Here is a 26,094-nt window from a genome sequence, read left to right on the forward strand (position 1 = left end):
AGTTCATAGCGGCGACGTGACATCAAAGACCTCCAAATCCGAGGCCTTTCAATAACCAATCCATTCAAATAGCTAGCCTATTTATGAGTGCACGGCCTAGAATTCGAGATCGCCTACTTGGGCCAGATCAAAATTTGTCAGAGGCAAATTGCTGTCTGAGCCACTTTGCGGCGGGACCATGCGGACGATGCTTGTTCCAGACGAGTTCAAGCGCCACGGGATGGGCTCCACCATCAAACTGTAGTTTTGGAATGACAAGCGCGCCAGCCAAAGGTGAATCCCGCAGGATATGCTCAGGAATGTAAGCCCAGCCGATGCCCTGTTTCAGGATTTGCAGAATGACCCAGTGGCTTTCCACCCACCAGACTTCTGCGGCCACCCTCAGCCGGTGTTTTTCATCTTCGTCGCTACGTTTGCGAACCATGATCTGTCGATGGGTTTTCAAATCTTCCCAACTGACGGGCATGCTGGCGAGCGGGTGGTTTCGTCCGCATACGAGCACAAGCGGTACCCAGCCTATAGTCTGGAATCCAAGCTCAGATGGCATCTGATCGAGACGCCACATGACGCCAAGATCAACCTTGCCATCTTTCAAAAGACCGGCGATCACGGATGAGTGCGGAAACTGCAATTCGAGTTCAACATGGGGATATTGCTGCGCAAACGCGGCGAAAAGTGCGGCAACTGCCGGTTCTGGATAAAGCTCGTCCAGAGCAACCACCAATCTTGATTCAACATGCGCGTCGAAATTTCGCGCGACTGAAATCAGATGCTCACGTCTGTCCAGCATGAGGCGCGCTTCAGGCAACAGCCTTGCGCCTGCTTCGGTGAGCGCCGGGCTGCGCGTTGCTCGGCTGAAAAGTTTGACATTGAGGTCGTCTTCCAGAGACGAAATCAACACGCTGACCGCTGATTGTGCTTTGCGCAAATGACGTGCTGCTGCCGAAAAGGAGCCGTGTTCGGCGGCTGCGACGAATGCTTCCAGTTGGTCCAGTTCGACATTCATCTATCGCAAATCCAGATAGTATCTAACTTTTCAAATCTAGAATAGTAGATAGAAAGGGCGCACCAATATCAAGGAATAAATCAAAGTGCGTAGTTTTATGGATCGTGTTCGCCACGCGGCGATGTTTGAAATTATTGGACTGGCAATCTTCATCCCGGGCTCGGCCATTCTCTTTAACAAGCCGGTAGAAGCCATGGGCGTTATCGGGATCATATCCGCGACAACCGCAACCATCTGGAATTTTCTCTTCAATCTTGGATTTGACCGAGCCATGTTGCGACTGAGAGGAACGGTGCGTAAAACCATGCCTCTGCGCGTTGCGCATACCATCCTGTTTGAAGCAGGACTTGTTGTGTTGCTGATACCATTCATTGCCTGGTATCTGGGTATTTCGATTATCGCTGCCCTGATGATGGACGTCGTGATTGTGTTCTTCTACCTGGCCTATGCGTTTCTTTTCAATATCGCGTATGACTGGTTGTTTCCAATTTCTGCCCATAGGTCGTTGAAAAGCGCTGCTTAAAAATTTCGGTGAGGCGGAAGACCGCCTCACCGAAAGCTTCATAATATGCGCGCGTTTCAGAGCTGCTAAACCGGCAATCTGTGGCGCACCAAAGTCGTCCAATAGGAACATCCCCAGGCAATGACTTCATCGTTGAAGTCATATTTCGGGTGATGCAGATTGGCGCTCGGACCGTTGCCGATATTGATCATTGCGCCCGGAACTTCATTCAGCATGAACGCGAAATCCTCGCCGCCCAGCGTCGCGGGCATGTCGCGCGTGACACGCTCGGAACCTGAGACCGCCTCGGCAGCGATGGCCGCGAGTTCGGTTTCCTGCTCGTGATTGACGGTCACGGGATAGTTGCGCTGATAATCGAGTGTCGCCTTGGCTTCAAATGCGTCGGCGATGCCCTGTACTGCACGGGCAAGCTTTTTCTCGATGTGGTCACGCACTTCCTCGCGAAGCGTGCGGACCGTGCCTGTCATCCGGATTTTCTGCGGAATGACATTGAATGCATCGCCGCCCTGAATGGTGGTGATCGAAATCACCGCAGAGTCCAGCGGGTCGAGCGTGCGGGCGGTCAGTGTTTGGATAGCCTGAATGAGTGCAGCCGTTACCGGAATGGGATCGATGGTCTGGTGCGGTGAGGCTGCATGCCCTCCAACGCCTTCAATGGTGATGTCGAGCACATCGACCGAGCCCATGATCGGGCCGGAATTGATGGTGAAATGTCCAACCTCGAGGTTTGGACGGTTGTGCATACCGTAGACTTCATTGACCGGCCAGCGCTTGAACAGGCCGTCATCGATCATTGCCTTGGCGCCAGCACCGCCTTCTTCTGCAGGCTGGAAAATAACGATGACGGTACCGTCGAAAGCCCGGCTTTGCGCCAGTTCGCGTGCGGCGCCTAGCAGCATTGTCGTATGGCCATCATGCCCACAGGCATGCATCTTGCCCGGCACTTTCGACGACCATTCTGCGCCGGTTTCTTCCAGAATAGGCAGCGCATCCATGTCGGCGCGCAAGGCAACAGTGCGACCGGAATTATTGGTCTGTCCACGAATAACACCGACAACACCGGTGCGCCCGATGCCTGTTGCGACCTCATCAACGCCTGCTGCGCGCAACGCTTCGGCAACCTTGTCCGCTGTCCGGTTTACATCGTAAAGCAGCTCAGGGTTTTCGTGCAGGTCGCGGCGGAACGCTACGAGTTCGTCAAGCTGGTTCGACGTCCAGTTTTCAACCGACATATCAGGCTTCCTTCGTCGTTTCTTCGGTGGCGTCGAGGGTGTAGCGGAAATCGCAGTGGCTTGCGCCCTTCATGATGGTCTGCGTGCGTTCCAGCTTCATGGCAGGATTGTAACCGATGCAGAAATCACCGTCGCGATTGCAGGATAGAAGATGGCCAATATGACCGAGGCCCATCTCGCGATACATTTCTGAATATCGGCAACGCGTAACGTTGAAATCGAAATGGCTTTCGTCTCGCGAAATCACGTCGATTTCGAGTGCGTTTTCCTTTGTCCAGAGCGGCTGGATATCGGCAAAATCCTGAAGCGTCGGCGTGCGGCCGAGATCCTCGGCAAAGCTCTTGCCCTGTTCAATAGCGGAGCGGCTGACGGCTTCGCCCACGACAGTCTGCGCTTCTTCTTCACCGGAGCGTTCGCGCACGACATCGTAGATGTTCTTGATGACCATCGCCTCAATGCGGCGGCGTTCGAGAATTGGCAATTGATTCATGGATCTGACCTTTCACATGAACGTTGAATGAGCTGGCTTAGAGATTGGGCTCGGAGAGGTCCTTGCGTCGAAGCCAGGCGAGATAGAAGGGCGCGATCTTCCGCGCGACTTTATGAAAGGGTAGCGGCACCGGTTCTGAGACCGGCAAGGCGAGTTCTTGTACCGGCTCTCCATCAAGCGCGCGTGCAAATTCGCGGCCAAGCGAAGTGCCAAGCGCTACGCCGCGCCCGTTGCAGCCAATCCATACCCAGCCATTGGCGCCAAGTTGATGAACGCGTGGAAAACGGTCCCACGTCATGCCGATATAGCCGCTCCACACATGGGTGATTTCTGGTTCGCCCAATGCCGGGAAAGATTCAGCCATGTTACGCGCGGTCTTGCGCTTGACGCGTTCCGCGACGTTGAAATCGCCCATCACAATGCCACCGGTGATCAGCCTGTTGCGGGCATCGTAGCGGAAGAAGCGCAGGTCGCCGCGCGTATCGGAGACGGCTTGTCGTCCGGGCAAAATTGTCGCGCGCAGATTGTCGCTCACAGGTGCGGTCGCCATCTGCCACGAGAGTACCGGCACGATTGTACGGGCCAGACGCGGGGCGAGCTTTTCGCGCAACTCGCCAGTATAGGCATTGGTGGCGAGCAGAAAGCCTCTGGCGCGGACTGTTGCGTTGTCGGTTCGCACTTCCCAGTGATCACCGATCTGTCGATAGGAGGTGACAGGGCTTTGCTCATGTATGATTGCGCCATGACGTTCCGCAGCGGCGGCAAGGCCGCGCGCGAAAGCCAGCGGATTAATGTGGCCGCCGGTCGGGTTGAACATGCCGCCATACCAGAAATCTGTGCCGAGCAATTGCGATGTGGCCGCTCGGTCAAGAAATTCTGCTGGAAAGCCGAACCGCTTCCACGCTTCCACGCGCGATTGCGAAAGCTTCACGCGACCGGGCGAGTGAGCAGGCTGGAACCAGCCCTTCTGTTCGGCTTCGGCTTCGATATTTTCATCGCGCACGATTGAAAAGAGAATATCGGCGCTGTTGCCAATGAGCCTTGCAAAGCGTTCACCTGAAGCGCCATAGCGCTTGGCAATAGCATCCGGTTCGGCAGACGTCATCGTCGGGATGACCTGACCATTGTTGCGTCCAGACGCGCCCCAGCCAACAGCATTGCCTTCCAGCAGGATGACGCGCCTGCCGCGTTTTGCCAGATGAAGCGCTGCCGACAGACCTGTAAAACCACCACCGACTATAACGATATCGGCTTCAGTGTCACTGTTAAGCGGCTTGGCCGGTGTGCGGGGTGGCGCAGTGGAGGCCCAAATGGAGGGTGGGAATTCTACTTTTTGCATGGCTTCACGCGTTTTCAAGACGAGGAGGCGTCCAGTTCTTGCCGGGGATGGAGGCAAGAAGGCGCTGTGTATATTCGTGGCGAGGATTAGCGAAAACTTCCGCCGTTGGGCCGGTTTCGGCGATTTCACCCTTGGACATGACGATGATGCGGTCGCAAAGCTGGGCTGCGACGCGAAGATCATGGGTGACGAAAAGCAGTGACAGATTCAGCCGTTCACGCAGATCGGCCAGAAGTCGCAGAACCTGCGCCTGCACCGAGACGTCTAGTGCCGAGACCGGTTCGTCCGCCACAATGATCCGTGGTTCAAGCGCCAAGGCGCGAGCAATGCCGATGCGCTGGCGCTGTCCGCCGGAAAATTCGTGCGGAAACCGGTCGGCGGCAGCGGGCGAAAGCTCGACCAGTTCCAGCAATTCCCGTGCTTTCGCATGGGCCTGTGCTTTCGGCACGCCATGGACGATAGGACCTTGCGCAATCAGGTCAACCACACGGCGGCGCGGGTTGAGAGACGCCATCGGGTCCTGAAAGACCATCTGGATATCCTTGCGCATGGCGCGTACCTCACGCGGGCTTGCGCCCAGAAAATCCTTGCCGTTGATGTCGACCATGCCGCTATCTGCTTCCAGCAGACGCGTGACGATGCGCGAAACGGTCGTCTTGCCCGACCCACTTTCGCCCACGACGCCAAGGGTTTCCCCCTGACGCAATTCAAACGACAGATCTTTCACGGCGGGTACTGCGCCGCGTTTGCCGGTAAGCAATCCGCCCCGCGCCTTGAATGTTTTGCGTAAAGCGCTCGCCTTGAGAATAATCGGCTGCACTTCAACGGATGGCTTCGGCTCGGGCGGTGTGAGTGCTGGAACCGAAGCAATCAGCGCTTTTGTGTAGGCGTGCTGGGGATGGTTCAGCACTTCATTTGCCGGGCCTTGCTCAACCAGCTCACCAAGCCGCAACACGGCGACGCGGTCGGCAATTTCTGCCACGACGCCAAAGTCGTGTGTGATGAAAAGGATGCCCGTGTCGTGTTCGCGTTGCAGATCACGGATCAGTTTCAGGATTTGGGCCTGTGTGGTGACGTCGAGCGCCGTGGTCGGCTCATCGGCGATGATGAGACGCGGCTTAAGGATCAGCGCCATGGCGATCATGACGCGCTGGCGCTGTCCGCCTGAAATCTGGTGCGGATAGGCGTTATAGGCAGATTCCGGGTCTGGGATTTTCACTTCTGCCAGCATATCGAGCACGGCAGCGCGACGTTCCTTGCGGCTTAGCTTGGTGTGCAGGCGCAACACTTCATCGATCTGCCAGCCAACCGTTTTCTGCGGGTTGAGCGCAGTCATCGGCTCCTGAAAGATCATGCCTATGCGATTGCCGCGCAGCTTTTTCATGTCGGCTTCGCTGAGCGAATAAAGATCGGTGCCTTCAAGCTTGATCGTGCCGTGGGTTACGCGAACATGCGGTTCCGGCAGAAGGCGCATGATCGCGCCCGCCGAAAGCGATTTACCGGAGCCGCTTTCGCCAACGAGGCAGACGATTTCGCCGGGATTGATGGTCAGCGTCAGGTCCTGCAAGGCATAGGGACGGTCGGCGCCCTTCGGCAGCGCGATTTGCAGGTTGCTGATTTCTAGAACAGGTGCGGCGGTCATTATTTCTTCTGCCTCGGATTAAGCGCGTCGTTCAGGCCTTCGCCGAGCAGACTGAAGGAAAGAACGGTGAGCAGAATGGCAATGCCGGGAATGACCGAGCAGAACCAGTCGGTGCGCAATACGGCGCGGCCCTGACCGATCATGTTGCCCCAGCTGGCATAGTTGGGATCGCCGAGACCGAGGAAGGCAAGTGCGCTTTCCATCAGGATGGATGTGGCCATAACCACGGACGCAAAAACGATCACTGGCGGCAAAGCGTTTGGCAGGATTTCGCGGAAGATGATCGACATGTTGCCGACACCGAGATTACGCGCCGCGTCGATGAATTCGCGCTTGCGCAACGCCAGAAACTCGGCGCGCACCATACGGGCAGGGGCTGTCCATGACACGATGCCGATGCAGATAATGATGTTCTCAATGGATGAGCCGAAAATGGCCACCAGCGTCAAAAGCAGCACGAAGCTGGGCACGGTCTGGAAAGCTTCGGTGATGCGCATCAGAACATCATCCACCCAGCCGCCATAATAACCGGCAAGCGCGCCGATCACGATGCCGATGATGATCGAGATCAGGGTCGCGACGACGCCAATCAGCAGCGAGATGCGCGCACCATGGAAAATGCCAGCCATGATATCGCGACCGAGCTGGTCGGTGCCGAGCGGTGTTGCACCATTGATGAAGGGCCAGACAAGCGGATCACCAGCGCGGCGCAGCGGATCGCCGGGGACAATGAAATCGGCCAGAAGCGCGATCAAGACCACGGCGATGAAAAGGACGAGGCCTAGCACAGCGGCGCGGTTGCGGCTGAAACGTTGCCACAGAACTTTCGTGCGGGACACAGGCGGGCGAGAGAGGGAGAGGTCCTGGGATGTCATGACAGTTCGATCCTGGAATCAAGCCGCGCATAGATGAGATCGGTGATGAAATTCACGATCACCACCAGCACCGAGCACAGGAAAATAATGCCCATCAGCGTGTTGAGGTCACGCTTGATCACCGATGTATAGGCAAGCTGGCCAAGGCCGGGCAGCGAGAATATTGTTTCGATCACGACCGAACCGCCGAGCACGGTGGAAAACTGAAGACCAAGCAACGTCACGACGGGGAGGAAAGCGTTGCGCATGATGTGATGGAACATCAGCCTTGCGCCGCTGGCTCCCTTGGCGCGGGCCGTACGGACATAATCGAGATCGGCTACTTCGAGCACGCTCGTGCGCATCAGGCGCATGTAAAATGCAAGGTAGATCAGTGAAAGCGCCGTCGTCGGCATGACGAGGTGAACCGCAATATCCCAGACATTCTTCCAGCCGGTATAGAAGCCGCCCAGCGTTTTGTAACCGCCGACGGGCAGCCAACCCAGCTTGACGGAAAAGATAAACATCAGGATGAGGCTGAGGAAGAAACTCGGCATAGCGTAGAACACGAGGCCAAGCGTTGAAATGACATTGTCGGTCAGCGAGTAGGCCTTGCGTGCCGCAAAAGCGCCGAGCGCTATGCCGAAAATAAAGGCGACCGACAGGGAGGAGAGCATAAGCAGGAGCGTCGGCACAAGACGAGCCTTGAGCACATCCAGCACGGGCAGTTCATAGACATAGGACCAGCCGAAATCGAACCGAGCCAGCTTGGTCATGTAAATCCACAGCTGCACCCAGACCGGTTGGTCGAGACCATATTCGGTACGCAGATTGGCAACGAATTGCGGGTCTGCGCCGCCCATGTCGCCAACAAGTGCGTCAACCGTGTCGCCGGGCGCAAGCTTGATGAGCAGAAACGCCCCGATCATGATGAGGAGAATGACGGGGATTGCCTGCAAGATGCGGCGCAGCGCAAAGGTCAGGATTGGGGGCAGGGACATTGCGGATTATCCTGCAAGATATTCATAGTCAGCATTCATAAATGTGGGGAACCGCTGCCGGGTGGTCCAGCAGCGGTCTTATATCGCTTATTGATCGATCCAGAGATCGTACCAGCTCGACGAATCCCACCGCGGTGTATTGTGGTGGTTCTTGAGAACCTTGTTGGTCACGCCGACGAAAGGATGTTCGATGGCGAAGATGACCGGCAGGTCCTTCATTTCAAGCTGCTGGATCTGGTGATAGAGATCAGCGCGCTTGGCAGGGTCGAGCTCGCTTGCAGCCTTGTCGATCAGGCTGTCCATTTCGTCAGACTTATAGTCGAACTGGTTGGACCATGCCGTGCCGACCGGAGCGCCGGAACGCAGCCAGACGGTGGTCGAGACAGCCGGGTCAGAACGGAACTGGTGCCAGCCGCTCGCCGTGTCGAAGTCGTGATCGCGATAGACACCGTTCAGGAAGCCCGGCGCATCATTCGTCAGGATTTCGACGTCGATGCCGACTTCTTTCATGGCCTGCGCATAATATTCAGCCCAAAGCTGCGTATACTCGCCCCATGGAGCCGGACGATGGCGCAGCTTGAAGCGGATACCATCCGGGCCTGCCGGGTAGCCGGCCTCATCGAGCAGCTTCTTGGCCTTTTCCACGTCATACGGATAGGTCTGGACCTGATCGGTATAATTTGCGCCACCGGTGCTCGGGATCGGGCCGCGGCCCGGCTTGGCGTAGCCGCGCATGATCGTCTTGATCGCAAAATCGATGTCGAGCGCGTGATAGATCGCCTGACGAACCTTCAGATTGGCAAGGATCGGATTGCGCAGGTTGAACTCGATGGTCGAGTGGGCGACGTTGTTTTCGAAGCCTTTGGTGCCGGTGTCGAAGCGGCCATCCTTCTGGAGGCGCTCGGTATCCGACATGGAAATGCCGTTGAAGGCGGTTTCCCTCATTTCACCAGCTTCAAGCGCTGCGGCAGCCGCGGCCTTGTCTGGCATGAAACGCCAGATGATACGGTCGAGATAAGGATATTCCTTACCACGCCAGTAATCGTCATTGCGTTCGGCAATGATGTGCTGGCCGCGCTCATATTCGACGAACTTGAACGGACCCGTGCCGACCGGCGCGGAATTGTACTTGTTCTTCAGAATATCGGTGCCTTCATAAAGATGCTTCGGCACCGGATGGCCGAGATCTGGCATGGCGGCGACCAGCAATTCCAGAGGCATCGGCTTGGAATAGCGGAACACAGCTGTGTGCGGATCGGTGCAGTCGACAGCTTCGAGATTGGCCTGAAGCGTGGTCGAATAGTTGAGCAGCTTCTTCCAGAGGTTCATCGCGCTGAACGAAACGTCATCGCAGGTGAAAGGCTGGCCATCATGCCAGCGTACATTCTCGCGCAGCTTGAAGGTGATGGCCTTGCCGTCTTCCGATGAAGACCAGCTCGTTGCCAGAACCGGTACATAGCCCTCATAGGTACGGTCGATCAACGGCTCCATAATGCGGCCAGTGATCTGGTAAACGCCGGTGGAAGCGCGCAGCGCAGGGTTGAGTACGCCCTGCTCGGTATTCATATGGACAATAACCGTACCGCCGCGCTTCACTTCTTCGGCGTGGGATGACGCCGTCGCAAGCGAAAAGGCTGCGAGAAACAGGCCAAGGCCAGCTTTTCTGATATGCATTCTATGTTCCCCTGAAGGACGTTGAGGAGGGCTTTCCGGCCTCTTTTCCCGCACGTCCCGATATTGTTCAACCCCCTGAAAACGCTCTTTAAAGCAGCTCTCAAGGGTCTTTTTCTTATGCAAGCACGGTTATGCTAGAATCCGCTATGATTTTGTCAAGATAAACTAATTTGAATGATAAAATTAGTATAATTTCTCGATAACCATGCGTTAATAAATGTCGATTTTCTATATTGGAGTTTGTTGATGAGCCAGATTTCTCACGAACAGAACGAAAATGCGGGCAAAACCAAGCCAGGTGCGGTGTGGATCACGGGTGCCGGGTCAGGCATCGGCGCCGCAATGGCGCGACGGTTTGCAAGCCAGGCTGGCCTGTCGCTCTGACCGGCCGGAAAGCGGATGCGCTGGCGTCTATCGCTGATGAGATCACGTCCGCTGGCGGTGAGGTTCGGACGTTTCCTGCTGACGTGCTTGACCGCAAAGCGATGGCAGATACTGCGGAAGCCATCGTCGGCTGGGCCGGACGTCTCGATATACTCTGCAACAATGCTGGTCTTAATATCCCGCGCCGCAGCTGGTCTGATATCGATTTCGATTCATGGGATGATGTCATCGATATCAATATCAAGGGGGCGATCAATGTGATCGCGGCCGCACTGACCCCGATGCGCAAGCAGGGCGCTGGCCTGATGATCCATACATCTTCATGGGCGGGGCGTTTTTCATCACCGGCTGGTGGCGTGCCCTATGGCGCATCCAAACATGCGCTCAACGATTTGAGCGCGAGCCTGAACGCGCAGGAGGGGCAAAACGGTATTCGTTCCACGGTTCTTTGCCCCGGCGAAGTGGCGACGCCGCTTCTGGCGCGTCGCCCGGGTTTTGATCCTGCACGCATGGATGACGTCATCCAGCCGGAAGACATGGCTGAAACCGCACTCTATGTTGCCAATATGAACCCGCGCGTCACAATCCATGAGATTGTATTGGCGCCGACAAAGAAATAAGCCTCAATTCCTAGCATCTGATTTTATGAAAAAAGGAAACTCCGCATGTCTCATCCGGTAAAAGGCGTCGATCACGTTTTTCTGCTGGTTAACGATCTGGAGAAAAGTGCCGAGCAGTACCGTCGCTTCGGTTTTACGCTGAGCCCACGCGGGCTGCACAGCAAGGAGAAAGGTACCGGCAACTATACGATCATGTTCCCGGAGGACTATTTCGAGCTTCTGGGCATCGTTGCCGAAACGCCGGGCAATTTGCACCAGCGTGAGAAACTGGCCGCGCAAGGCGAAGGACTACATGCAATTGCCTGCCGGATCGATAATGCACGCGAGGCAAAGGCGGAGCTTGCAGCGCTCGATATAGCGACGGGCGAAGTCGGCGCCTTTCAGCGCCCCGTGCAATTGCCGAGCGGTGGCGAAGGCGTTGCAGCGTTTGAAACCGTATCCTTCGCGAACAGCGAAGTCCCGCAAGGCATGGTGTTCATGTGTCAGCATAAGACCCGTGAAACCGTCTGGTTGCCGGAATTGATCGAACATGAAAATGGGGCAATCGGACTATCTGCCATCGTGACCATCTCGGATGAACCCGCACAGTCTGCGAAAGGCTTTGCCCGTCTTTTTAAAGCTGGGGAAGCTGTTGAGCATAATGGTGGCTGGAAGGTTCTAACCGGACCAGAGTCCGCCGATATACTGGTTGTGGATCGTGAGAAAGCGGCTTCACTTTACCCAGAAGTTGATCTGAGCAAGACACCCGCCAGCGCATTTGCGGCGCTTCGCATACGGGTCAGCTCATTGGATAAAGCGCGTGCAGCACTGTCCGCACACGGCGTTTCCTTCGTGCCAACGTCGGCAGGCGTGGCCGTGAAGCCTGAGAGCGCCAGCGGTACAGTTCTGGAATTCTTAGAGCGCTAGGACCGCTTCGACCCGAATAAAGGAGAGGCGCGGTTTAAAATCCGCGCCTCTGTTATTGATTGTCCTGGTCGACGGTTCAAACGTTACGACTATTTCTCGCCGTAAGTGGGTTTGCCGTTCTCGCCTTTCGTCCACTCATAGACAACATAGTCCGGCCGGGTAATGTCTCCCTTTGCGTCATAGCTGATCTGGCCGATAACCGTGGGCCACGCTCCGCCGGATTTGATGGTCTCGGCAACTTTTTGCGCATCGTCAGCAGATCCAAGTTTTTCGATGGCCTGTGTAATGATCTGCATCGCCGCATAGGAATAAAGCGTATAGGCTTCCGGCTCAAAGCCCTGCGCGCGATACTTCTCAACGAGTTCTTTTGCCGCCGGGTTTTTGCGTGGGTCGGGCGCGAATGTGTTCAACGTACCTATGACCGCATCGCCCGCGATCGAGGCAAGCTCATTGGAGACCATGCCGTCGCCGGAAAAGAGCGTGGCCTTCAGCCCCTGATCGGCAGACTGGCGCATGATCAGCCCGGCTTCCGTATGGAGGCCGCCGAAATAGATCAGCGAAACGCCTGACTCTTTCAACTTGCTGATGAGTGCTGAAAAGTCTTTATCACCCTGATTAATGCCCTCATAGAGCACTTCCTTGACGCCAGCGTCGTTCAGCACCTTCTTGGCGACATCGACCAACCCGACACCGTAGGGCGTCTTGTCGTGAACGATGGCGATTTTTGCGTCCTTGAAATGCTCGACGATATAGTCGCCTGCCACTTTGCCCTGTTGGTCATCGCGACCGCACGTGCGGAATGTGTTCCAAAGCTCGCGCTCGGTATATTGCGGATTGGTCGATGCTGGCGAAAATTCCAGCACACCGTTTTCAGCATAGACTTCAGAGGCAGGAATTGAAACGCCGGAATTATAGTGGCCGATGACGTATTTGACGCCGTCAGCAGCAAACTTGTTAGCGACCGAGATCCCTTGCTTGGGATCGGAAACATCGTCGCCGATCTCAACCTTGATTTTCTGGCCGAGTGTGCCGCCTTTTGCATTGATGTCGTTCGCCGCCTGTTCCGCACCCTTTTGAAACTGGGCGCCGAAAGCAGCATTGGGGCCGGTGATTGGGCCAGCTACGCCAACCACGATATCCGCGGAGGCAGCACCACCGAGGGCGAGCATGACTGACAAACTGATCGCCGGAAGCAGTATCGGTTTCATGATAGTCTCCCATTTTATTCGCGGGCACAAACAATGTCCCTGCCTGCGCTGCCCACACGCGCAGCTTTCCCTTGTTTTCAGGACCTCTTGGGCCGGGCGGCGCGTGTCAGCGCGTCCCCCGGTCAAACACTTCCGCAGTCACGCCCCTTTTTTTAAGTTCACTGCGGGCAATCTTTTCCGTTGGGGTTCGCGGCAGCGGCCCATCGGTGAGTTCGATGTAACGCGGGGTCATATGACGCGGTGCCTGAGCGCGAAAATGCTCCACCAGTTCGGCTGGTGTGAGGGACGATCCCGGTCGACGCATGGCCACCAGCATGATGTCTTCTTCGGTAAACTCCGAGGGAACACCAAAGGCGGCGCTTTCGACAATGTCGGTATGCGCCTCGGCAATTGTCTCGACCTCGAACGCGGAGATATTTTCTCCGCGTCGCCGAATTGCTTCGTTCAGGCGGTGTTTGAAATAAAACCAGCCTTCTTCATCCTGATAGCCGGCATCGCCGGAGTGGTACCAGAGATTGCGTAGCGTCTGGACGGTTCTGGCTTCGGCCCGATAGTAGCCGGAGAACATGTACCAGTTCTTTTTCGGGCGCGAGACGATTTCCCCCACCACGCCCGCTGCTACGGGTCGGTCGTGCTCATCAACGATTGTCACTTCCCAGTCCGGATGAGCTGTGCCGCATGAACCGTCGCGGGTTGTGCCGGGCGTATCAAGAGTCACGAAACTGGTTTCGGTCTGGCCGTAGCCGGTAACGAGTTTCATGGCAAAGCGGTGTTCAAACGCGGCTTTATCAGGAACCATGGGAATGCATTGACAAACCCGAAGAGGATTGTTGCCATCGTCCGCTTTTGGTTCTGCCCGAGCTAGGATGACACCCATGGCGCCGAGCAGGTTCGTGGCTGTCGCGCCGCTGGTGCGTACCTGTTCCCAGAAGCGCGATGCACTGAAACTTTCGACCAGAGTGGTTTGCGTTCCAAAGATGAGCGGCAGATAGACGCCAAACATCTGCGCGTCGGTATGAAAGAGGGGTAAGGTACAGAAATAGCTGTCGGCAGCGGTGTAGCCAAGATTGAGTGCCATCGCCATGGTCCAGCAATAGCAATGATGATGCGACATCAAAACGCCCTTGGCAGGGCCGGTGGTGCCAGACGTATAGAGGATCGCCATTGGATCAGAATAGTGGACCTCAACCGGGTCAAACTCATCCGATTGGGTCATGCATTCGTCAAAAGTGACGATTTGCTCGATGGTCACACCGGCTGCTCGCGCGGCAGTGGCAGTCGTATCGATCAGAACGAGCGTTTCGATAAGCGGTAACTGGTCCTGAATATTGGCAAGGTCGCTCAGCCTTTTCGCATCGGCAATCAGCACTTTCGCGCCGCAATTGTTCAGATTGTGGCTTAAAAGCTCGCCTTTAAGGTCTGGATTGTTCGGGGCTTCGATAGCACCCAGTTTTGCAACGGCAAACCAGATCGCGACAAATTCAAAACAATTGGGCAGCAAAAGTGCCACACGGTCCGATCTTTCGACGCCAAGAGCGTGCAGGCCATTGGCGAGCCGGTTCGAAATGCGGTGCATATCCCGGAAGCTGGCTTTGCGACCACAGATGTCGATAAAGGGCCTGTCGCCCAGTATCTCTGCCTGATGCGCGAGAATTTTGGGCAGTACCCGCATATCGATAGCACTGTCGCTTTGTCCGGGAAGAACCGTTTGCAGGGGGATTTGATCCATCGCCAGCCCCATCTGCTTAATAGTGCTTCGCGCGCATCTGCGCGTCAGGCGACAGAAAGCCGGAGACAGTGGCACGCGTTTCGCGCGCCATGGCCTGTTCGAGCGACGAATGGAAACCTTCGTTGATTGCTTCTTTGATTGCGGCTACCGACGCTGCCGGACGGTCGGCGATTTTTAGCGCAAGTGCTCGTGCTTCCTTCAACAATTCTTCGTCCGGAACCACTTTCCAGGCGATGCCAACTTGAAGTGCCTTGGCCGCATCGTGACGCTCGCCCAAAATAATGAGTTCCTTCGCAGCCTGCGGGCCGATGTGCTTGGTCAGCAAGGCGGTGACGCCGCCGGTAACAAAGAACCCATAAGTGACTTCAGGAAAAAACCAGCGTGCTGTTTTTGTGAAGATCCGGAAGTCGCAATTGATCGCCCATTCGAGCGCGCCGCCGACGCACCAGCCGTGAATGGCGGCAATGACGATCTTCTTCGACCCCATGATCTTCAAAGTGATGGCCTGAATGGATTCAACCCACGCCTGTGTGGCATCAGCCGACGTGGTCTGATTGTCGAGATCTTGCAGGTCATCGCCTGAGCAGAATGCACGCCCTTCGCCGTGCAAGATGACCGCGCGTATTTTCTCGTCAGCCTCAATATGATCCAGTGCAGCAGCAAGATCATTCACCAGAGCCTGGTTCATGGCATTCAACCGGTCGGGTCGGTTGAGCTTGACCCAGGCAATGACGCCATCCACATGAACGACAACAGTATTTCCCATTTTGTGTCTCATACGATCATTGGTTCGTCATAAGCGCCCCAGGTGTCGCGCAATGCGCGACATATCTCGCCGAGCGACGCCTTGGCTTTCACGAGTTCTATGGTTTTCGGTAAAAGGTTCACGTCGTCGGTCTGTGCTTGTGCAACCAGTTCCGCCATCAAGGTCTTGATATGTGCGTTATCGCGGCTCGTGCGCACGGCGTTGAGGCGGTCGATCTGAACCTGGGTGCATTCCTCGTCATAGGGATGGATGTCGACATCGGCGCTTGTGGCCGTCTCATCGACATAGCGATTGACGCCGACCGAAACCTTTTCTCCTGTTTCGATCTTCTTGAATGTCGCATAAGCGGAATCGGCCAGCTGTTGCTGGAACCAGCCTTCCTCAACAAGCTTGAATGCACCGCCGCGCTCGTCGACCTTGTTCAGGACCTTCCAGATTTCCTCTTCCATTTCGTGCGTCAGCCGCTCGACGAAAAAGGAACCGCCAAGAGGATCAACCACAGACGTTACATTGATCTCGTCACGAATGATCTGCTGGGTGCGGATGGCGAGTTTCATGGCTTCTTCGGTCGGAATAGCAAAAGCTTCATCCAGCCCGTTGGTATGCATGCTCTGACATCCACCCAGAACGGCACCGAGTGCCTGGATTGCCGTGCGTACCAGATTGTTCTGGTGCTCGACCTTGGTCAGGCTCATGGCAGCGGTCTGCACATGCACACGCAACCGCATCGACTCCGCCTTCTTTGCGCCGAAACGTTCAGCCATCAGCTTCGCATAGACCCGTCTTGCCGCACGAAACTTGCAAATCTGTTCGAAGAAATCCTGCTGGCTGATGAAGAAGAATGAGAGGCGTGGCGCAAAGTCGTCGATGTCCATGCCGGCGGCAATTACTTCTTCGCAATAGGCTGTGGTGAAGGCCATGATGAAGGCGATCTCCTGGATCGCATTGCCGCCGACGTCGGAAAGGTGATAGCCGCTGAGACTTATCGGATTGAGCTTTGGCGTGACCTTCGCGCTATACATGATCAGGTCGCGCAGCAACCGCACGGCAGGGCGAACGGGATAGATCCATTCCTTTTGCGCCACATATTCCTTCAGTGGGTCAGCCTGCAAAGTACCTGCAAGCTTTGTCAGATCGTAACCCCGGCTTTCTGCAACCGCCACATACATGGCATAGATGACCCAAGCCGACGGGTTGATTGTCAGTGATACCGAGATTTGTTCGAGATCGATCCCGTCGAACAGGCGGTCGACATCATCAATCGTATCAATGGCAACACCGCACCGGCCCACTTCGCCAAATGCCATCGGATCGTCTGAATCGAGGCCGAGCAATGTGGGCAGGTCGAAATCGGTGGAGAGGCCTGTCTGCCCGGTCTGAACCATATATTTGTAGCGCTGATTGGTCGCTTCAGGATTTCCGAATCCGGCAACCTGCCGGATCGTCCATGGACGTCCCCGATACATGGTGGGATATGGTCCACGCGTGAACGGATAGGCTCCGGGAAAACCGAGCGCATCGGCAGGGATATCGGCAACATCTGCCGCCGTATAGACACGCTTCAGCGGAATCCCGCATTCGGTTTCATATTCCGCTTTTTCCTCTGGCCGGTTGGCAAGTGTGGCCGCAAGTTCATTGGCTTCCCATGTGGCCTGTGCCGCACTGATGCTTCCGATTGCTTCTTCCCGATATAGTTTTGTCATTTCAAAGCCTCTCTGCGGCTGAGAAGGGTGCGTGCAGCCGTCTCCGGATCGTCTCGCCGCTCCAACACCGATTGCAGCAGGTTTTCGATCTCGGTTGCACCGGTTACGAAACGCTTGTGAAACAAGCGACGGGCGGCACCCAATATTCGTGTCATGCAAATTTTTCGTTGGCGGGCAGCAAGCTCGCCGGTTTCATTGAGATGGACCCAATGTTGCTGGATCAGATCTTTAAGTTTGTTCACCTTGTCACCTGTTACCGGGCTGACCGCGAAAACGGGAACAGTCCAGGATGTCTGTTCTGCCGGTCCCCCTAGGGTCATCATGGCTTTCAGCGCTGCGAGTGTCGCTGCTGCCTCGGGCTTGTCTGCCTTGCTGACCGTATGGATATCGGCGATTTCTAGAATGCCGGCCTTGATCGCCTGAACGTCATCGCCAAGACCTGGTGCGGAAAGCACTACAACCGTATGCGCCGCTGAAACGACCTCGACTTCATCCTGACCGACACCGACGGTCTCGATGATGATCGGTGAATAGCCTGCGGCATCGAGCACATCGACAGCCTGCAAGGTGGCGGGTGCAAGCCCCCCCAGATGGCCGCGTGTCGCCATGCTGCGGACGAATGCGTTGTTCGCCTGAGCATTGTCACTCATGCGCACGCGGTCACCAAGGATCGCGCCGCCCGAATAAGGACTGCTGGGGTCGACGGCAACCACGCCGACCTTGTGACCCTCAGCGGCAAATGCCTTTATGAGTGCCGAAACGAGCGTCGATTTTCCAGCGCCCGGTACACCGGTGATGCCGATGATATGGGCCTTACCCGCATGCCGGTAGATATCCGCCAATGCAGTACTTGCTTCGGCAATTCCTGTCTCGGCCCGCGAAATCATCCGGGCGATAGCCAGAATGTCTCCGGCAAGCACATCGGCGACGAATTCCTGCGATGGTTTGTAGGTGGCTTTCGTCCGTGTGGTGGCTTGAGCGACTGCTGTCATATGCGGCCACGGGACGTTACAAGATCGGTGATGGTTGTAACGATTGTCTCCACACGCGCTTCCGGTGGCACAATGGCGTCCACACCGCCATCGATCAAAGCTGCGTAGTCCTGCTCCGGGATCACGCCGCCAGCAACGACAAAGATGTGTCCCGCGCCCTGTTCCCTCAGGCAGCGGCCGAGTTCGCGAAACAATGGCACGTGTGAGCCTGAAAGCAGGCTGACGCCGATGACGTCAACGTCCTCCTGAATGGCAGCCTGAACGACTTGGAGCGGCGTTTTATAAAGTCCGGTATAGATCACTTCCATACCGGCATCGCGCAGAACACGCGCTACTACTTTTGCGCCGCGATCATGGCCGTCGAGGCCAAGTTTTGCTACCAACACGCGGATTGTCTGCGGCTGTTCTTGTTCCGCAGGAACTGGTGTCGCCGCGTTCATCATTCTGCTGCTGCCTTTTGATCTGTCATGAGTTCGTGTTCGATGGATTGGGCGATGATATCGAGGCCGAGATCGATTTCTTTTTCGGTGATGATCAATGGCGGTGCGATACGGAAGACGGCGCCCATGCCCGGCAGCTTGACGATGTTCATGTTCAAGCCGCGATTGAATGCTTCTTTCGCGATACGTGCGCCAAGTTCATGGTCCGGTTGCCGGCTCGTCCGGTCCTTGACAATCTCCATGCCCACAAAGAGGCCGCGCCCGCGAACATCGCCGACACATTCGTAACGCTGCTTGATGGTATTGAGGCCATCGATCAGCCTCTTGCCGAGGTGACGTGCGCGCTCGACCAAATCCTGTTCGGCGACGACATCCAATACCACCAGACCGACCGCTGCGGGCAGTGGGTCCGAGACGTGGGTCGTATAGAAGAGGAAGCCGCGCTCAAAGGCCTCCTGTTCGATCTTGGTTGTTGTCAGCACGGCTGACAGCGGCAACCCCGCACCGATTGTCTTGGAAATGGTCAAGATATCCGGTGTTACACCATCGCGCTGATAAGCGAACATTTCGCCGGTGCGGCCAATGCCCGTCTGGGCTTCGTCAAGGATAAGAAGCATGCCGCGTTCGTGGCATTTATCTCTGAGTGCGCGGAGATACCCTTCAGGCAGTTCCAGCATTCCGCCGCTGGAGAGGATCGGCTCTGCGATAAATGCGGCTAGGCTTCCGATTGACTGGGCATCGACCAGCGCAAAAGCGTCATCAAGTTCAGCATGCCAATCAATGGTGCCGTCGGCCTTTTTGAAGCGCGGGCGGAATGTGTTGGGCGCCGGAACAGTGATTGATCCGGCCATTGCGGGACCGTAGCCTTTGCGCCCGGCGGAATAGGTCGCAGAGGCGGCCGCACCCGTCATGCCATGCCAACTCTTGGAAAACGCTACAATTTCGTGTTTGCCAGTCACCAGCTTTGCCATGCGAATGGCAGCTTCGTTCGATTCCGCGCCGGTGGAGAGGAGCAGCACTTTGTCGAGACCGGGTGCCAGAAGTGCTAGCCTTCTTGCAAGCTCGACCACGGGTCGTGAAAGCATGCCGCTGAACAGATGTGCGACGGTCTCAACCTGTCCTTTTACTCTCTCGACGATTGCCGGGTGAGAATGGCCGAGCAAAGCGCTCATTTGCCCGGATGTGAAGTCGAGAATAGGTCTGTCGTCGGCATCGTAAACGAAGCAGCCTTCTGCCCGCTCGATGATCGCCGGGTCGAACACACCTCCATATCGGATCAAATGCTTGTCGACATTGGCCCAGAATTCAGGTTCGAGGTTGTTTGACATGACGGTTCTCCGGCCAGATTTTGATCAACCATTGCAGCTGGATAGTTCGAAGTAAATTTGATAATAATGCCGTTAAGTTATAAGGAAAATTGATATGCAGGCATCCTTGGACCCTCGCTTGTTGCAGACATTTGTTCGCGCCGCACAAACCGGCTCACTCAGCACGACCGCACTTCAGGTTGGGCGAACACAATCGGCTGTGACCATGCAGATGCAGCGGCTTGAAGAGGCGCTTGGGCAAACGCTTATGCACCGCAGCGGAAGTGGTGTTCGGTTGACGAGCGCTGGAGAAAAGTTTCTCACCTATGCCGAGCGCATTCTCAAAGCACATGATGAAGCGCTAGCGGCTTTCTCGGATCATGGTCTTAAGGGGTCCATCGTCTTTGGCTGCCCGGAAGACTATCTTCTGGCTTTTTTTCCAAAGATTTTCAGAAGTTTTGGCACCAATCACGGCAATGTCGACATCAAGGTTGTCGCTGCCCCGACAGTCGAATTGCGTGGTTTGCTGCATTCAGGGCAAGTCGATCTTGCCTTGATCTCGACACTCAACCCGAATGACGCCCAAGATATCATACGAACCGAGGCGATGGTCTGGGTCGGCGCTAAGGCGACGCTTGAAGAACATGAGTTTGGTGACAGGATACCGCTTGCACTACCAGCTTCCAACGCGATGGATCACCGCGCTGCCTGTGACGCCATGACGAAGGCCGGGCTGCAATATAGTATCTCTTACGCCAGCAACAGTATTGCCGGCCTGATCGCGGTGACGCGCTCGGGGCTCGCCATAAGTGTGATGACCAAGAATGCGGTGCCACCGGATTTGCATATCGTGCGCGAGCCGATGCCTTCATTGCCACTTCTTGGAATGAAACTGGCTCTCCCAAGTTCTGAAGTGTCAGCCGCAACGCAGGCATTCATGCATCATATCACGACGAGTCTCGGCAGCGGACGCTAGGCCCAGTCATGGATGCTGCTGATGGAGGGAGCATGGTCTCGCTTCCACGATACTGAAATAATCCCTTCGGCATTATTCAGCTGGCTATTTTTTAATCAAGCCTCAGGAAATATTACACTTTTAGGTGTGGTGATCTTGATCGATAGCGCGCTATACGTTGTCTGACGATGCCATTTCAGGACGGTCGTGCTTTAAAAGTGAGCGTATCCGTTCCTTTCGCACAATTAATGCTTAATACTTATTCAAATTGGTCAAATTTTATTCTAGAGAGTGACCGTTATGAGATTACATACCGACTCTGGAGATGAAATTTTGGTCAACGTTCATGAAAAGCTCGAGCCCATTCTCGAAGACGTCCTCCATCGCAACGCAGGTGAAATTGAGTTTCATCAGGCTGTTCGAGAGGTGCTGGAAAGTGTTGGGCGCGTCATTGCGAAACGACCATATTATGCCGACAATGCCCTGATTGAACGTATTTGTGAGCCGGAACGGCAGATTATTTTCCGCGTGCCGTGGGTCGATGATCAGGGGCGTGTACAGATTAATCGTGGCTTCCGTGTACAGTTCAACTCGGCGCTCGGACCCTATAAGGGCGGCATTCGCTTCCATCCATCTGTTAATGTCGGGATCATCAAGTTCCTCGGTTTCGAACAGACCTTTAAAAACGCGCTGACCGGCATGCCAATTGGTGGCGGCAAGGGCGGTTCGGATTTCAACCCGCGCGGTCGTTCCGATGCCGAAATCATGCGTTTCTGCCAGTCCTTCATGACCGAACTTCACCGCCATATCGGCGAATATGTCGACGTACCGGCTGGCGATATCGGTGTCGGTGGACGTGAGATCGGCTATATGTTTGGCCAGTACAAGCGCCTGACCAATCGCTATGAGGCTGGCGTACTGACGGGCAAGGCGCTGTTCTACGGCGGTTCGAGAGCGCGCAAGGAAGCAACTGGTTATGGCGCGACCTATTTCGTGCAGCGTATGCTTCAGGCGCGTAAGCAGGACTTCGACGGCAAGCGCGTCGTCGTGTCCGGTTCGGGCAATGTCGCCATCTACACGATGGAAAAGGTGATCGAGTTTGGCGGTAAGATCGTCGCCTGTTCGGATTCCAACGGCTACATCGTTGACGAAAACGGCATCGATCTTGATCTCGTCAAGGAAATCAAGGAAGTGCGCAGAGAGCGTATTTCCGAATATGCACGCCAGAAGGGCCAGTCGGTCCATTATATTGAGGGCGGCTCGATCTGGGATGTGCCTTGTGACGTGGCCATGCCATCGGCAACGCAGAACGAACTGACGGGCAAGGACGCCAAGACGCTTGTGAAAAATGGTGTCATTGCTGTGGGCGAAGGCGCGAATATGCCATCCACACCGGAAGCAGTGAAGATTTTCCAGGATGCGAAAGTTCTCTTCGCTCCCGGCAAAGCGGCCAATGCTGGCGGGGTGGCAACCTCGGCTCTCGAAATGCAGCAGAACGCATCGCGTGACAGCTGGACTTTCGAACAGACGGAAGCGCGGCTTGCCGAGATCATGCGCAATATCCATGATCTTTGCGCTGAAACGGCTGAAGAATATGGCACGCCGGGCGATTATGTTCTCGGCGCCAATGTTGCTGGTTTCGTGCGGGTGGCAGAAGCCATGGATGCTCTCGGCATCATTTGATCCTTTAAAAAGAGGGCGGGGCCATATGGCTCCGCCTTCAAATATTCCGCGCATCTGATGATCCGTGGCCGCTATTGCTCTTGAAGCGCAGCTCATTATTCCCATTCAAATTGTGTATCGCTCTTAGCCGGCTTTCAGTCTCGCCGGGCTGGGTAATTGCGCTTATAGTCGGTTTCGTCAAACCGTCGGCAAGTTCGTCACTTTGCTCAAGTTGCTCCCAAAAAATTTGTCAAATCCACGGCTTGAACGGTTGATACATCAGTGGAACTCTGCTCAATAGTTCTATGAAAGCGGTAACTTAGGGAGGGGATCGCTGAATGTCTGTAATGCCCGAAATGCGTGCTGATACCATAATTTATAACGGCACGATCTGGTGTGGATACGAAGAGGGCACAGTTGAAGCCCTGGCAATCTGGCAAGGCAAGGTGCTTGCCACGGGTACTAAAGATCAGCTCTGGGGCCTTAAGGGCGACAAGACACGGCTGATCGATCTGAAAGGTCGTTTCGCCACACCGGGATTGAACGATTCTCACCTCCATCTCATATCGGTCGGGCTTACGCTTAAATGGCTTGACGCAACCGCCCACGCCGCACCCACGCTCGAAAGCCTGCTCAGCGCAATCCGTGAAAAGGCGGCGACGGTTCCCCCTGGCACATGGATCAAGGCGCGTGGTTACGATCAGACCAAGCTTGATGTTGGTCGCCACCCGTATAAATCGGAACTCGATGCGGTTGCGCCAGACCATCCTGTCATGCTGGTGCGCGCCTGTGGCCACGTGTCGATCTTCAATTCGAAGGCTTTTGAGCTGGCCGGTATCGACGAAAACTCGCCCGTGCCGGATGGCGGTCTGATTGAGCAGCAGAACGGTGTTCTCACCGGTATGGTTGCCGAGAACGCACAAGGCGCAGTTCGCAAGGCTATCCCGACTGCGACCACTGAAGAAATGATCGAAGCTATTGAGGCTGCGGGCAATCTGCTGCTTTCCTATGGCATTACAAGCGTCATGGATGCGGCGGTCGGTCAGGTTGCGGGCTTTGACGAAATTCGCGCCTACAACATTGCAAAGCTGCAAAAGCGGCTGCCCGTGCGCACATGGCTTGTTCTGCTGGGCGACCCAGGCCCTTCAATCGTTGAAAAATGCTACGAAGCCGGACTGGTCTCTGGTGTCGGCGATGACATGTTGACCGTTGGCGCGGTCAAGATATTCCTCGATGGTTCTGCTGGCGGTCGCACCGCCTGGATGAGCAAGCCCTATCTCGGTGATGACAACAATATTGGCGTGCAGATTTTGCCGACTGCGGAATTGGAAGCACTGGTGCTGGATACCCATAAGAAGGGATATCAGCTGGCCTGCCACGCCATCGGCGATGCGGCTATCGGGCAGCTCATCACCGCTTATGAGAAAGCGCTTGCCGCCTATCCCGACCCGAACCGCCGTCATCGTATTGAACATTGCGGGTTTTCGACGCCAGAACAGCACGAGCGTATGAAGAAAGCCGGTATTTATCCATGCCCGCAGCAAGTCTTCATCTATGATTTTGGTGATGCCTATATTTCCGTTCTGGGTGAGGAGAGGGCGCTTTCAAGCTACCCGCTCAAGACGTGGAAAGACCTTGGCTTTAAACCGGCGACGGGAAGCGATGCGCCGGTCTGCCATCCAAATCCTTATCCCAACATCTATTCGATGCTGACGCGCGAAACGGGTAAGGGCACGGTCATGGATGCACGTGAACGCGTGACCATTGAAGAGGCTCTTCAGGTCTACACCGAATATGGCGCCTTTTCGCAGAAGCTTGAAAACGTCAAAGGCAAGCTGGTTGCGGGACAGGCGGCGGATATTGCGGTTTTCTCGCGCAACATGCTCACGGCAAAGCCGGAGGAAATTCTCAACGATACGCATTGCATGCTCACCATTCGCGAAGGCGACGTGGTGTTCGAACGTTCATAGGGAGAACAGGCAGCGACGCTTCGGTTGCGCTGCCTGAATACGTTCATTCATCGGGTCTACAAAAAACAAAAGGGGAAGATCATGAGGAAATTTGCGTTGCTTGCGGCGGTGTCCGTCGCATTGCTGTCGGGAACTGCGGCTTTTGCCGATGACGCGCCGCGCTCTGGCGGTGTCATCAACTTTGTCGCGCCATATGGCGATAGTTTCTCGACGCTGGATATCCAGTCCTCGCCTGCAACACAGGATGAATTTTACGCCAAAGCTATCCATCGTTCACTTTATGATTGGGATGCAAATCAGAGCAAACCCGTATTGGGTCTCGCAACGGATGTAAGCGTATCTGACGATAAACTCGTCTATACCTATAAGCTACGTCAGGACGCATTTTTTCATGATGGCAAGCCGCTGACGGCAGACGATATCATCTGGAGCTATACCCGGATGATGGACCCGAAGAAGGCCATGCCTCCGGCGCGTTACATTGCCGAAATCAAGGGTGCGGACGAATATGCGCAGGGCAAGGCCAAGGAAATCTCGGGCCTGAAAAAGATTGACGATCATACGCTGGAAATCACGCTCAAGCAGCCAATCGATCCCGGCTATCAGTTTATGTACAACAACACGGCGATTTATCCGGCCGGACGGGGCGACAGCGAGGAGTTTCAGCGTCACCCGATCGGGCTTGGACCTTACAAATTTGCCGAATATGTCCCCGGATCCCGTCTGACGGTTGAGAAGTGGGATAAGTACTACGACAAGGGCAAACCCTATGCCGACAAGATCAATATTATGATCATGGGTGATGCGGCTGCACGAGACGTTGCTTTCCGCAACAAGGAAATCGACGTGGCGGTGCTCGGACCAGCACAATACAGCACCTATCGCGCGGACCCGGAACTCGCGAAGAATATGCTGGAAGTGGCCGAAGCCTATACGCGCGCAGTCGGCTTCAATCCCGATTTCAAGCCGTTTCAGGATAAGCGCGTTCGTCAGGCGATCAATTACGCCATTGACAGCGATCTGATCATCAAGCGTCTCGTCAAGGACAAGGCCTACCGTGCGGTCGGCTGGCTTCCGAACTCGTCGCCTGCATTTGATAAGGATGCGAAGCCCTATCCTTATGACCCTGAAAAAGCAAAGGCGCTGCTCGCAGAGGCCGGTTATCCGGATGGCTTCGAATTTGAGCTGACTGCAACGCAGAATGAAAGCTGGGGCTTGACCATTGTTCAGGCGATCATCCCGATGCTGGCAAAAGTCGGCATCAAGGTGAAGGCAAAGCCTGTCGAAGCATCGGTGCTTGCAGATGTCGTCCCGGCAGGTAACTTCCAGGCCTATATGTGGTCACTGGAAAGCGGCCCGGACGCACTGACCGCGATGCAGTGCTTCTATTCCAAGACGCCGCAGTCGGCCTGCAACTATCAGAAGTTCTCCAATGCGGAATTCGACAAGATTGTCGATGAGGCGAAGGCTGCCAAGACTGAAGAAGAGAAGAATGAACTTCTGAAGAAGGCCAATAATCTGTTGCAGGAAGAAGCGCCGGTCTGGTTCTTCAACTACAACAAGGCCGTCCTTGCGCATCAGCCATGGTTGCATGGTCTACAGCCGAATGCGGCGGAAATTGCTGTTCAGTCCTATGAAAAGCTGTGGGTCGACGACACGGTTCCGTCCGGTCGCTAATTCCGGTTCACATT

At 55.5% G+C, this 26,094-nt stretch carries 23 protein-coding genes; 8 read left to right on the forward strand and 15 right to left on the reverse strand.

Annotation, left to right across the window (positions count from 1 at the left end; genetic code table 11):
- Window positions 1-127: 127 nt before the first annotated feature.
- Window positions 128-1,006, reverse strand: coding sequence for a LysR family transcriptional regulator (locus ACTJKP_RS21560; protein ID WP_440632107.1), 879 nt, complete (start codon window positions 1,004-1,006; stop codon window positions 128-130).
- Window positions 1,007-1,091: 85 nt separating this feature from the next.
- Between ACTJKP_RS21560 and ACTJKP_RS21565 the strand changes: the two genes are divergently transcribed.
- Window positions 1,092-1,529, forward strand: coding sequence for a PACE efflux transporter (locus ACTJKP_RS21565; RefSeq protein WP_440632108.1), 438 nt, complete (start codon window positions 1,092-1,094; stop codon window positions 1,527-1,529).
- Window positions 1,530-1,594: 65 nt separating this feature from the next.
- Here the strand turns inward: ACTJKP_RS21565 and ACTJKP_RS21570 are convergent, their stop codons facing one another.
- The 7 genes from ACTJKP_RS21570 to ACTJKP_RS21600 form a co-directional block, all read right to left on the reverse strand.
- The gene (locus ACTJKP_RS21570) at window positions 1,595-2,761 is read right to left on the reverse strand and encodes a M20 aminoacylase family protein (protein WP_440632109.1); all 1,167 of its coding nucleotides are present in this window, start codon (window positions 2,759-2,761) and stop codon (window positions 1,595-1,597) included.
- Window position 2,762: 1 nt separating this feature from the next.
- Entirely contained in the window at window positions 2,763-3,251 is a 489-nt protein-coding gene (locus ACTJKP_RS21575; protein ID WP_138785473.1) for an L-2-amino-thiazoline-4-carboxylic acid hydrolase, read from the reverse strand.
- A 37-nt stretch (window positions 3,252-3,288) separates the two neighbouring features.
- Window positions 3,289-4,590 (reverse strand): NAD(P)/FAD-dependent oxidoreductase, encoded by a 1,302-nt coding sequence (locus ACTJKP_RS21580; protein ID WP_440632110.1) that lies wholly within the window; start codon window positions 4,588-4,590, stop codon window positions 3,289-3,291.
- A 4-nt stretch (window positions 4,591-4,594) separates the two neighbouring features.
- The gene (locus ACTJKP_RS21585; protein WP_440632111.1) at window positions 4,595-6,232 is read right to left on the reverse strand and encodes an ABC transporter ATP-binding protein; all 1,638 of its coding nucleotides are present in this window, start codon (window positions 6,230-6,232) and stop codon (window positions 4,595-4,597) included.
- Window positions 6,232-7,107, reverse strand: a complete 876-nt coding sequence (locus ACTJKP_RS21590; RefSeq protein ID WP_440632112.1) for an ABC transporter permease — start codon at window positions 7,105-7,107, stop codon at window positions 6,232-6,234. The genes ACTJKP_RS21585 and ACTJKP_RS21590 overlap by 1 nt, the downstream gene beginning before the upstream one ends.
- Complete coding sequence (locus ACTJKP_RS21595; RefSeq protein ID WP_078340684.1) at window positions 7,104-8,087, reverse strand: ABC transporter permease; 984 nt, start codon at window positions 8,085-8,087, stop codon at window positions 7,104-7,106. The genes ACTJKP_RS21590 and ACTJKP_RS21595 overlap by 4 nt, the downstream gene beginning before the upstream one ends.
- Before the next feature lie 87 nt (window positions 8,088-8,174).
- Window positions 8,175-9,761: an ABC transporter substrate-binding protein gene (locus ACTJKP_RS21600; RefSeq protein WP_440632113.1), complete on the reverse strand. Its 1,587-nt coding sequence runs from the start codon at window positions 9,759-9,761 to the stop codon at window positions 8,175-8,177.
- A 246-nt stretch (window positions 9,762-10,007) separates the two neighbouring features.
- Here ACTJKP_RS21600 and ACTJKP_RS21605 point away from each other — a divergent pair, with 246 nt between their 5' ends.
- Genes ACTJKP_RS21605 through ACTJKP_RS21615 form a run of 3 tightly spaced genes read left to right on the forward strand, consistent with a single transcriptional unit; the run spans window position 10,008 to window position 11,671 of the window.
- The gene (locus ACTJKP_RS21605; RefSeq protein ID WP_440632114.1) at window positions 10,008-10,145 is read left to right on the forward strand and encodes a hypothetical protein; all 138 of its coding nucleotides are present in this window, start codon (window positions 10,008-10,010) and stop codon (window positions 10,143-10,145) included.
- A 29-nt stretch (window positions 10,146-10,174) separates the two neighbouring features.
- A complete protein-coding gene (locus tag ACTJKP_RS21610; protein WP_440632144.1) occupies window positions 10,175-10,765 on the forward strand; it encodes an SDR family oxidoreductase in 591 nt (196 codons plus the stop codon).
- 45 nt (window positions 10,766-10,810) lie between these two features.
- Window positions 10,811-11,671, forward strand: coding sequence for a VOC family protein (locus tag ACTJKP_RS21615; protein ID WP_440632115.1), 861 nt, complete (start codon window positions 10,811-10,813; stop codon window positions 11,669-11,671).
- Between the two features lie 89 nt (window positions 11,672-11,760).
- Here the strand turns inward: ACTJKP_RS21615 and ACTJKP_RS21620 are convergent, their stop codons facing one another.
- The 7 genes from ACTJKP_RS21620 to ACTJKP_RS21650 all read right to left on the reverse strand — a co-directional run bounded on the left by ACTJKP_RS21620 (window position 11,761) and on the right by ACTJKP_RS21650 (window position 19,837).
- Window positions 11,761-12,879, reverse strand: coding sequence for a branched-chain amino acid ABC transporter substrate-binding protein (locus ACTJKP_RS21620; protein WP_440632116.1), 1,119 nt, complete (start codon window positions 12,877-12,879; stop codon window positions 11,761-11,763).
- 106 nt (window positions 12,880-12,985) lie between these two features.
- A complete protein-coding gene (locus ACTJKP_RS21625) occupies window positions 12,986-14,608 on the reverse strand; it encodes an AMP-binding protein (RefSeq protein ID WP_440632117.1) in 1,623 nt (540 codons plus the stop codon).
- A 16-nt stretch (window positions 14,609-14,624) separates the two neighbouring features.
- On the reverse strand, window positions 14,625-15,374 hold the full coding sequence (locus ACTJKP_RS21630) for an enoyl-CoA hydratase/isomerase family protein (RefSeq protein ID WP_440632118.1): 750 nt from the start codon (window positions 15,372-15,374) through the stop codon (window positions 14,625-14,627).
- Window positions 15,375-15,382: 8 nt separating this feature from the next.
- Complete coding sequence (locus tag ACTJKP_RS21635; RefSeq protein ID WP_440632119.1) at window positions 15,383-17,077, reverse strand: methylmalonyl-CoA mutase family protein; 1,695 nt, start codon at window positions 17,075-17,077, stop codon at window positions 15,383-15,385.
- Entirely contained in the window at window positions 17,074-18,069 is a 996-nt protein-coding gene (meaB, locus tag ACTJKP_RS21640) for a methylmalonyl Co-A mutase-associated GTPase MeaB (RefSeq protein WP_440632120.1), read from the reverse strand. Before meaB ends, ACTJKP_RS21635 begins: the two co-directional genes overlap by 4 nt.
- Window positions 18,066-18,512 carry a cobalamin B12-binding domain-containing protein gene (locus tag ACTJKP_RS21645; protein WP_440632121.1) on the reverse strand — a complete coding sequence of 149 codons (447 nt, stop codon included), beginning with the start codon at window positions 18,510-18,512 and terminating at the stop codon, window positions 18,066-18,068. Before ACTJKP_RS21645 ends, meaB begins: the two co-directional genes overlap by 4 nt.
- Window positions 18,509-19,837 (reverse strand): aspartate aminotransferase family protein, encoded by a 1,329-nt coding sequence (locus ACTJKP_RS21650; protein WP_440632122.1) that lies wholly within the window; start codon window positions 19,835-19,837, stop codon window positions 18,509-18,511. The genes ACTJKP_RS21645 and ACTJKP_RS21650 overlap by 4 nt, the downstream gene beginning before the upstream one ends.
- A 94-nt stretch (window positions 19,838-19,931) precedes the next feature.
- Between ACTJKP_RS21650 and ACTJKP_RS21655 the strand changes: the two genes are divergently transcribed.
- The 4 genes from ACTJKP_RS21655 (at window position 19,932) to ACTJKP_RS21670 (ending at window position 26,080) form a co-directional block, all read left to right on the forward strand.
- Entirely contained in the window at window positions 19,932-20,792 is an 861-nt protein-coding gene (locus tag ACTJKP_RS21655; RefSeq protein WP_113534851.1) for a LysR family transcriptional regulator, read from the forward strand.
- A gap of 279 nt (window positions 20,793-21,071) precedes the next feature.
- Window positions 21,072-22,454 carry an NADP-specific glutamate dehydrogenase gene (gene gdhA, locus ACTJKP_RS21660; protein ID WP_139364437.1) on the forward strand — a complete coding sequence of 461 codons (1,383 nt, stop codon included), beginning with the start codon at window positions 21,072-21,074 and terminating at the stop codon, window positions 22,452-22,454.
- A gap of 326 nt (window positions 22,455-22,780) precedes the next feature.
- Window positions 22,781-24,403 carry an amidohydrolase gene (locus tag ACTJKP_RS21665; RefSeq protein ID WP_440632145.1) on the forward strand — a complete coding sequence of 541 codons (1,623 nt, stop codon included), beginning with the start codon at window positions 22,781-22,783 and terminating at the stop codon, window positions 24,401-24,403.
- Between the two features lie 81 nt (window positions 24,404-24,484).
- On the forward strand, window positions 24,485-26,080 hold the full coding sequence (locus tag ACTJKP_RS21670; protein WP_440632123.1) for an ABC transporter substrate-binding protein: 1,596 nt from the start codon (window positions 24,485-24,487) through the stop codon (window positions 26,078-26,080).
- Window positions 26,081-26,094 lie beyond the last annotated feature (14 nt).

It is taken from the genome of Brucella sp. 22210, from assembly GCF_052045675.1.
In the GTDB taxonomy this organism is placed as follows: domain Bacteria; phylum Pseudomonadota; class Alphaproteobacteria; order Rhizobiales; family Rhizobiaceae; genus Brucella.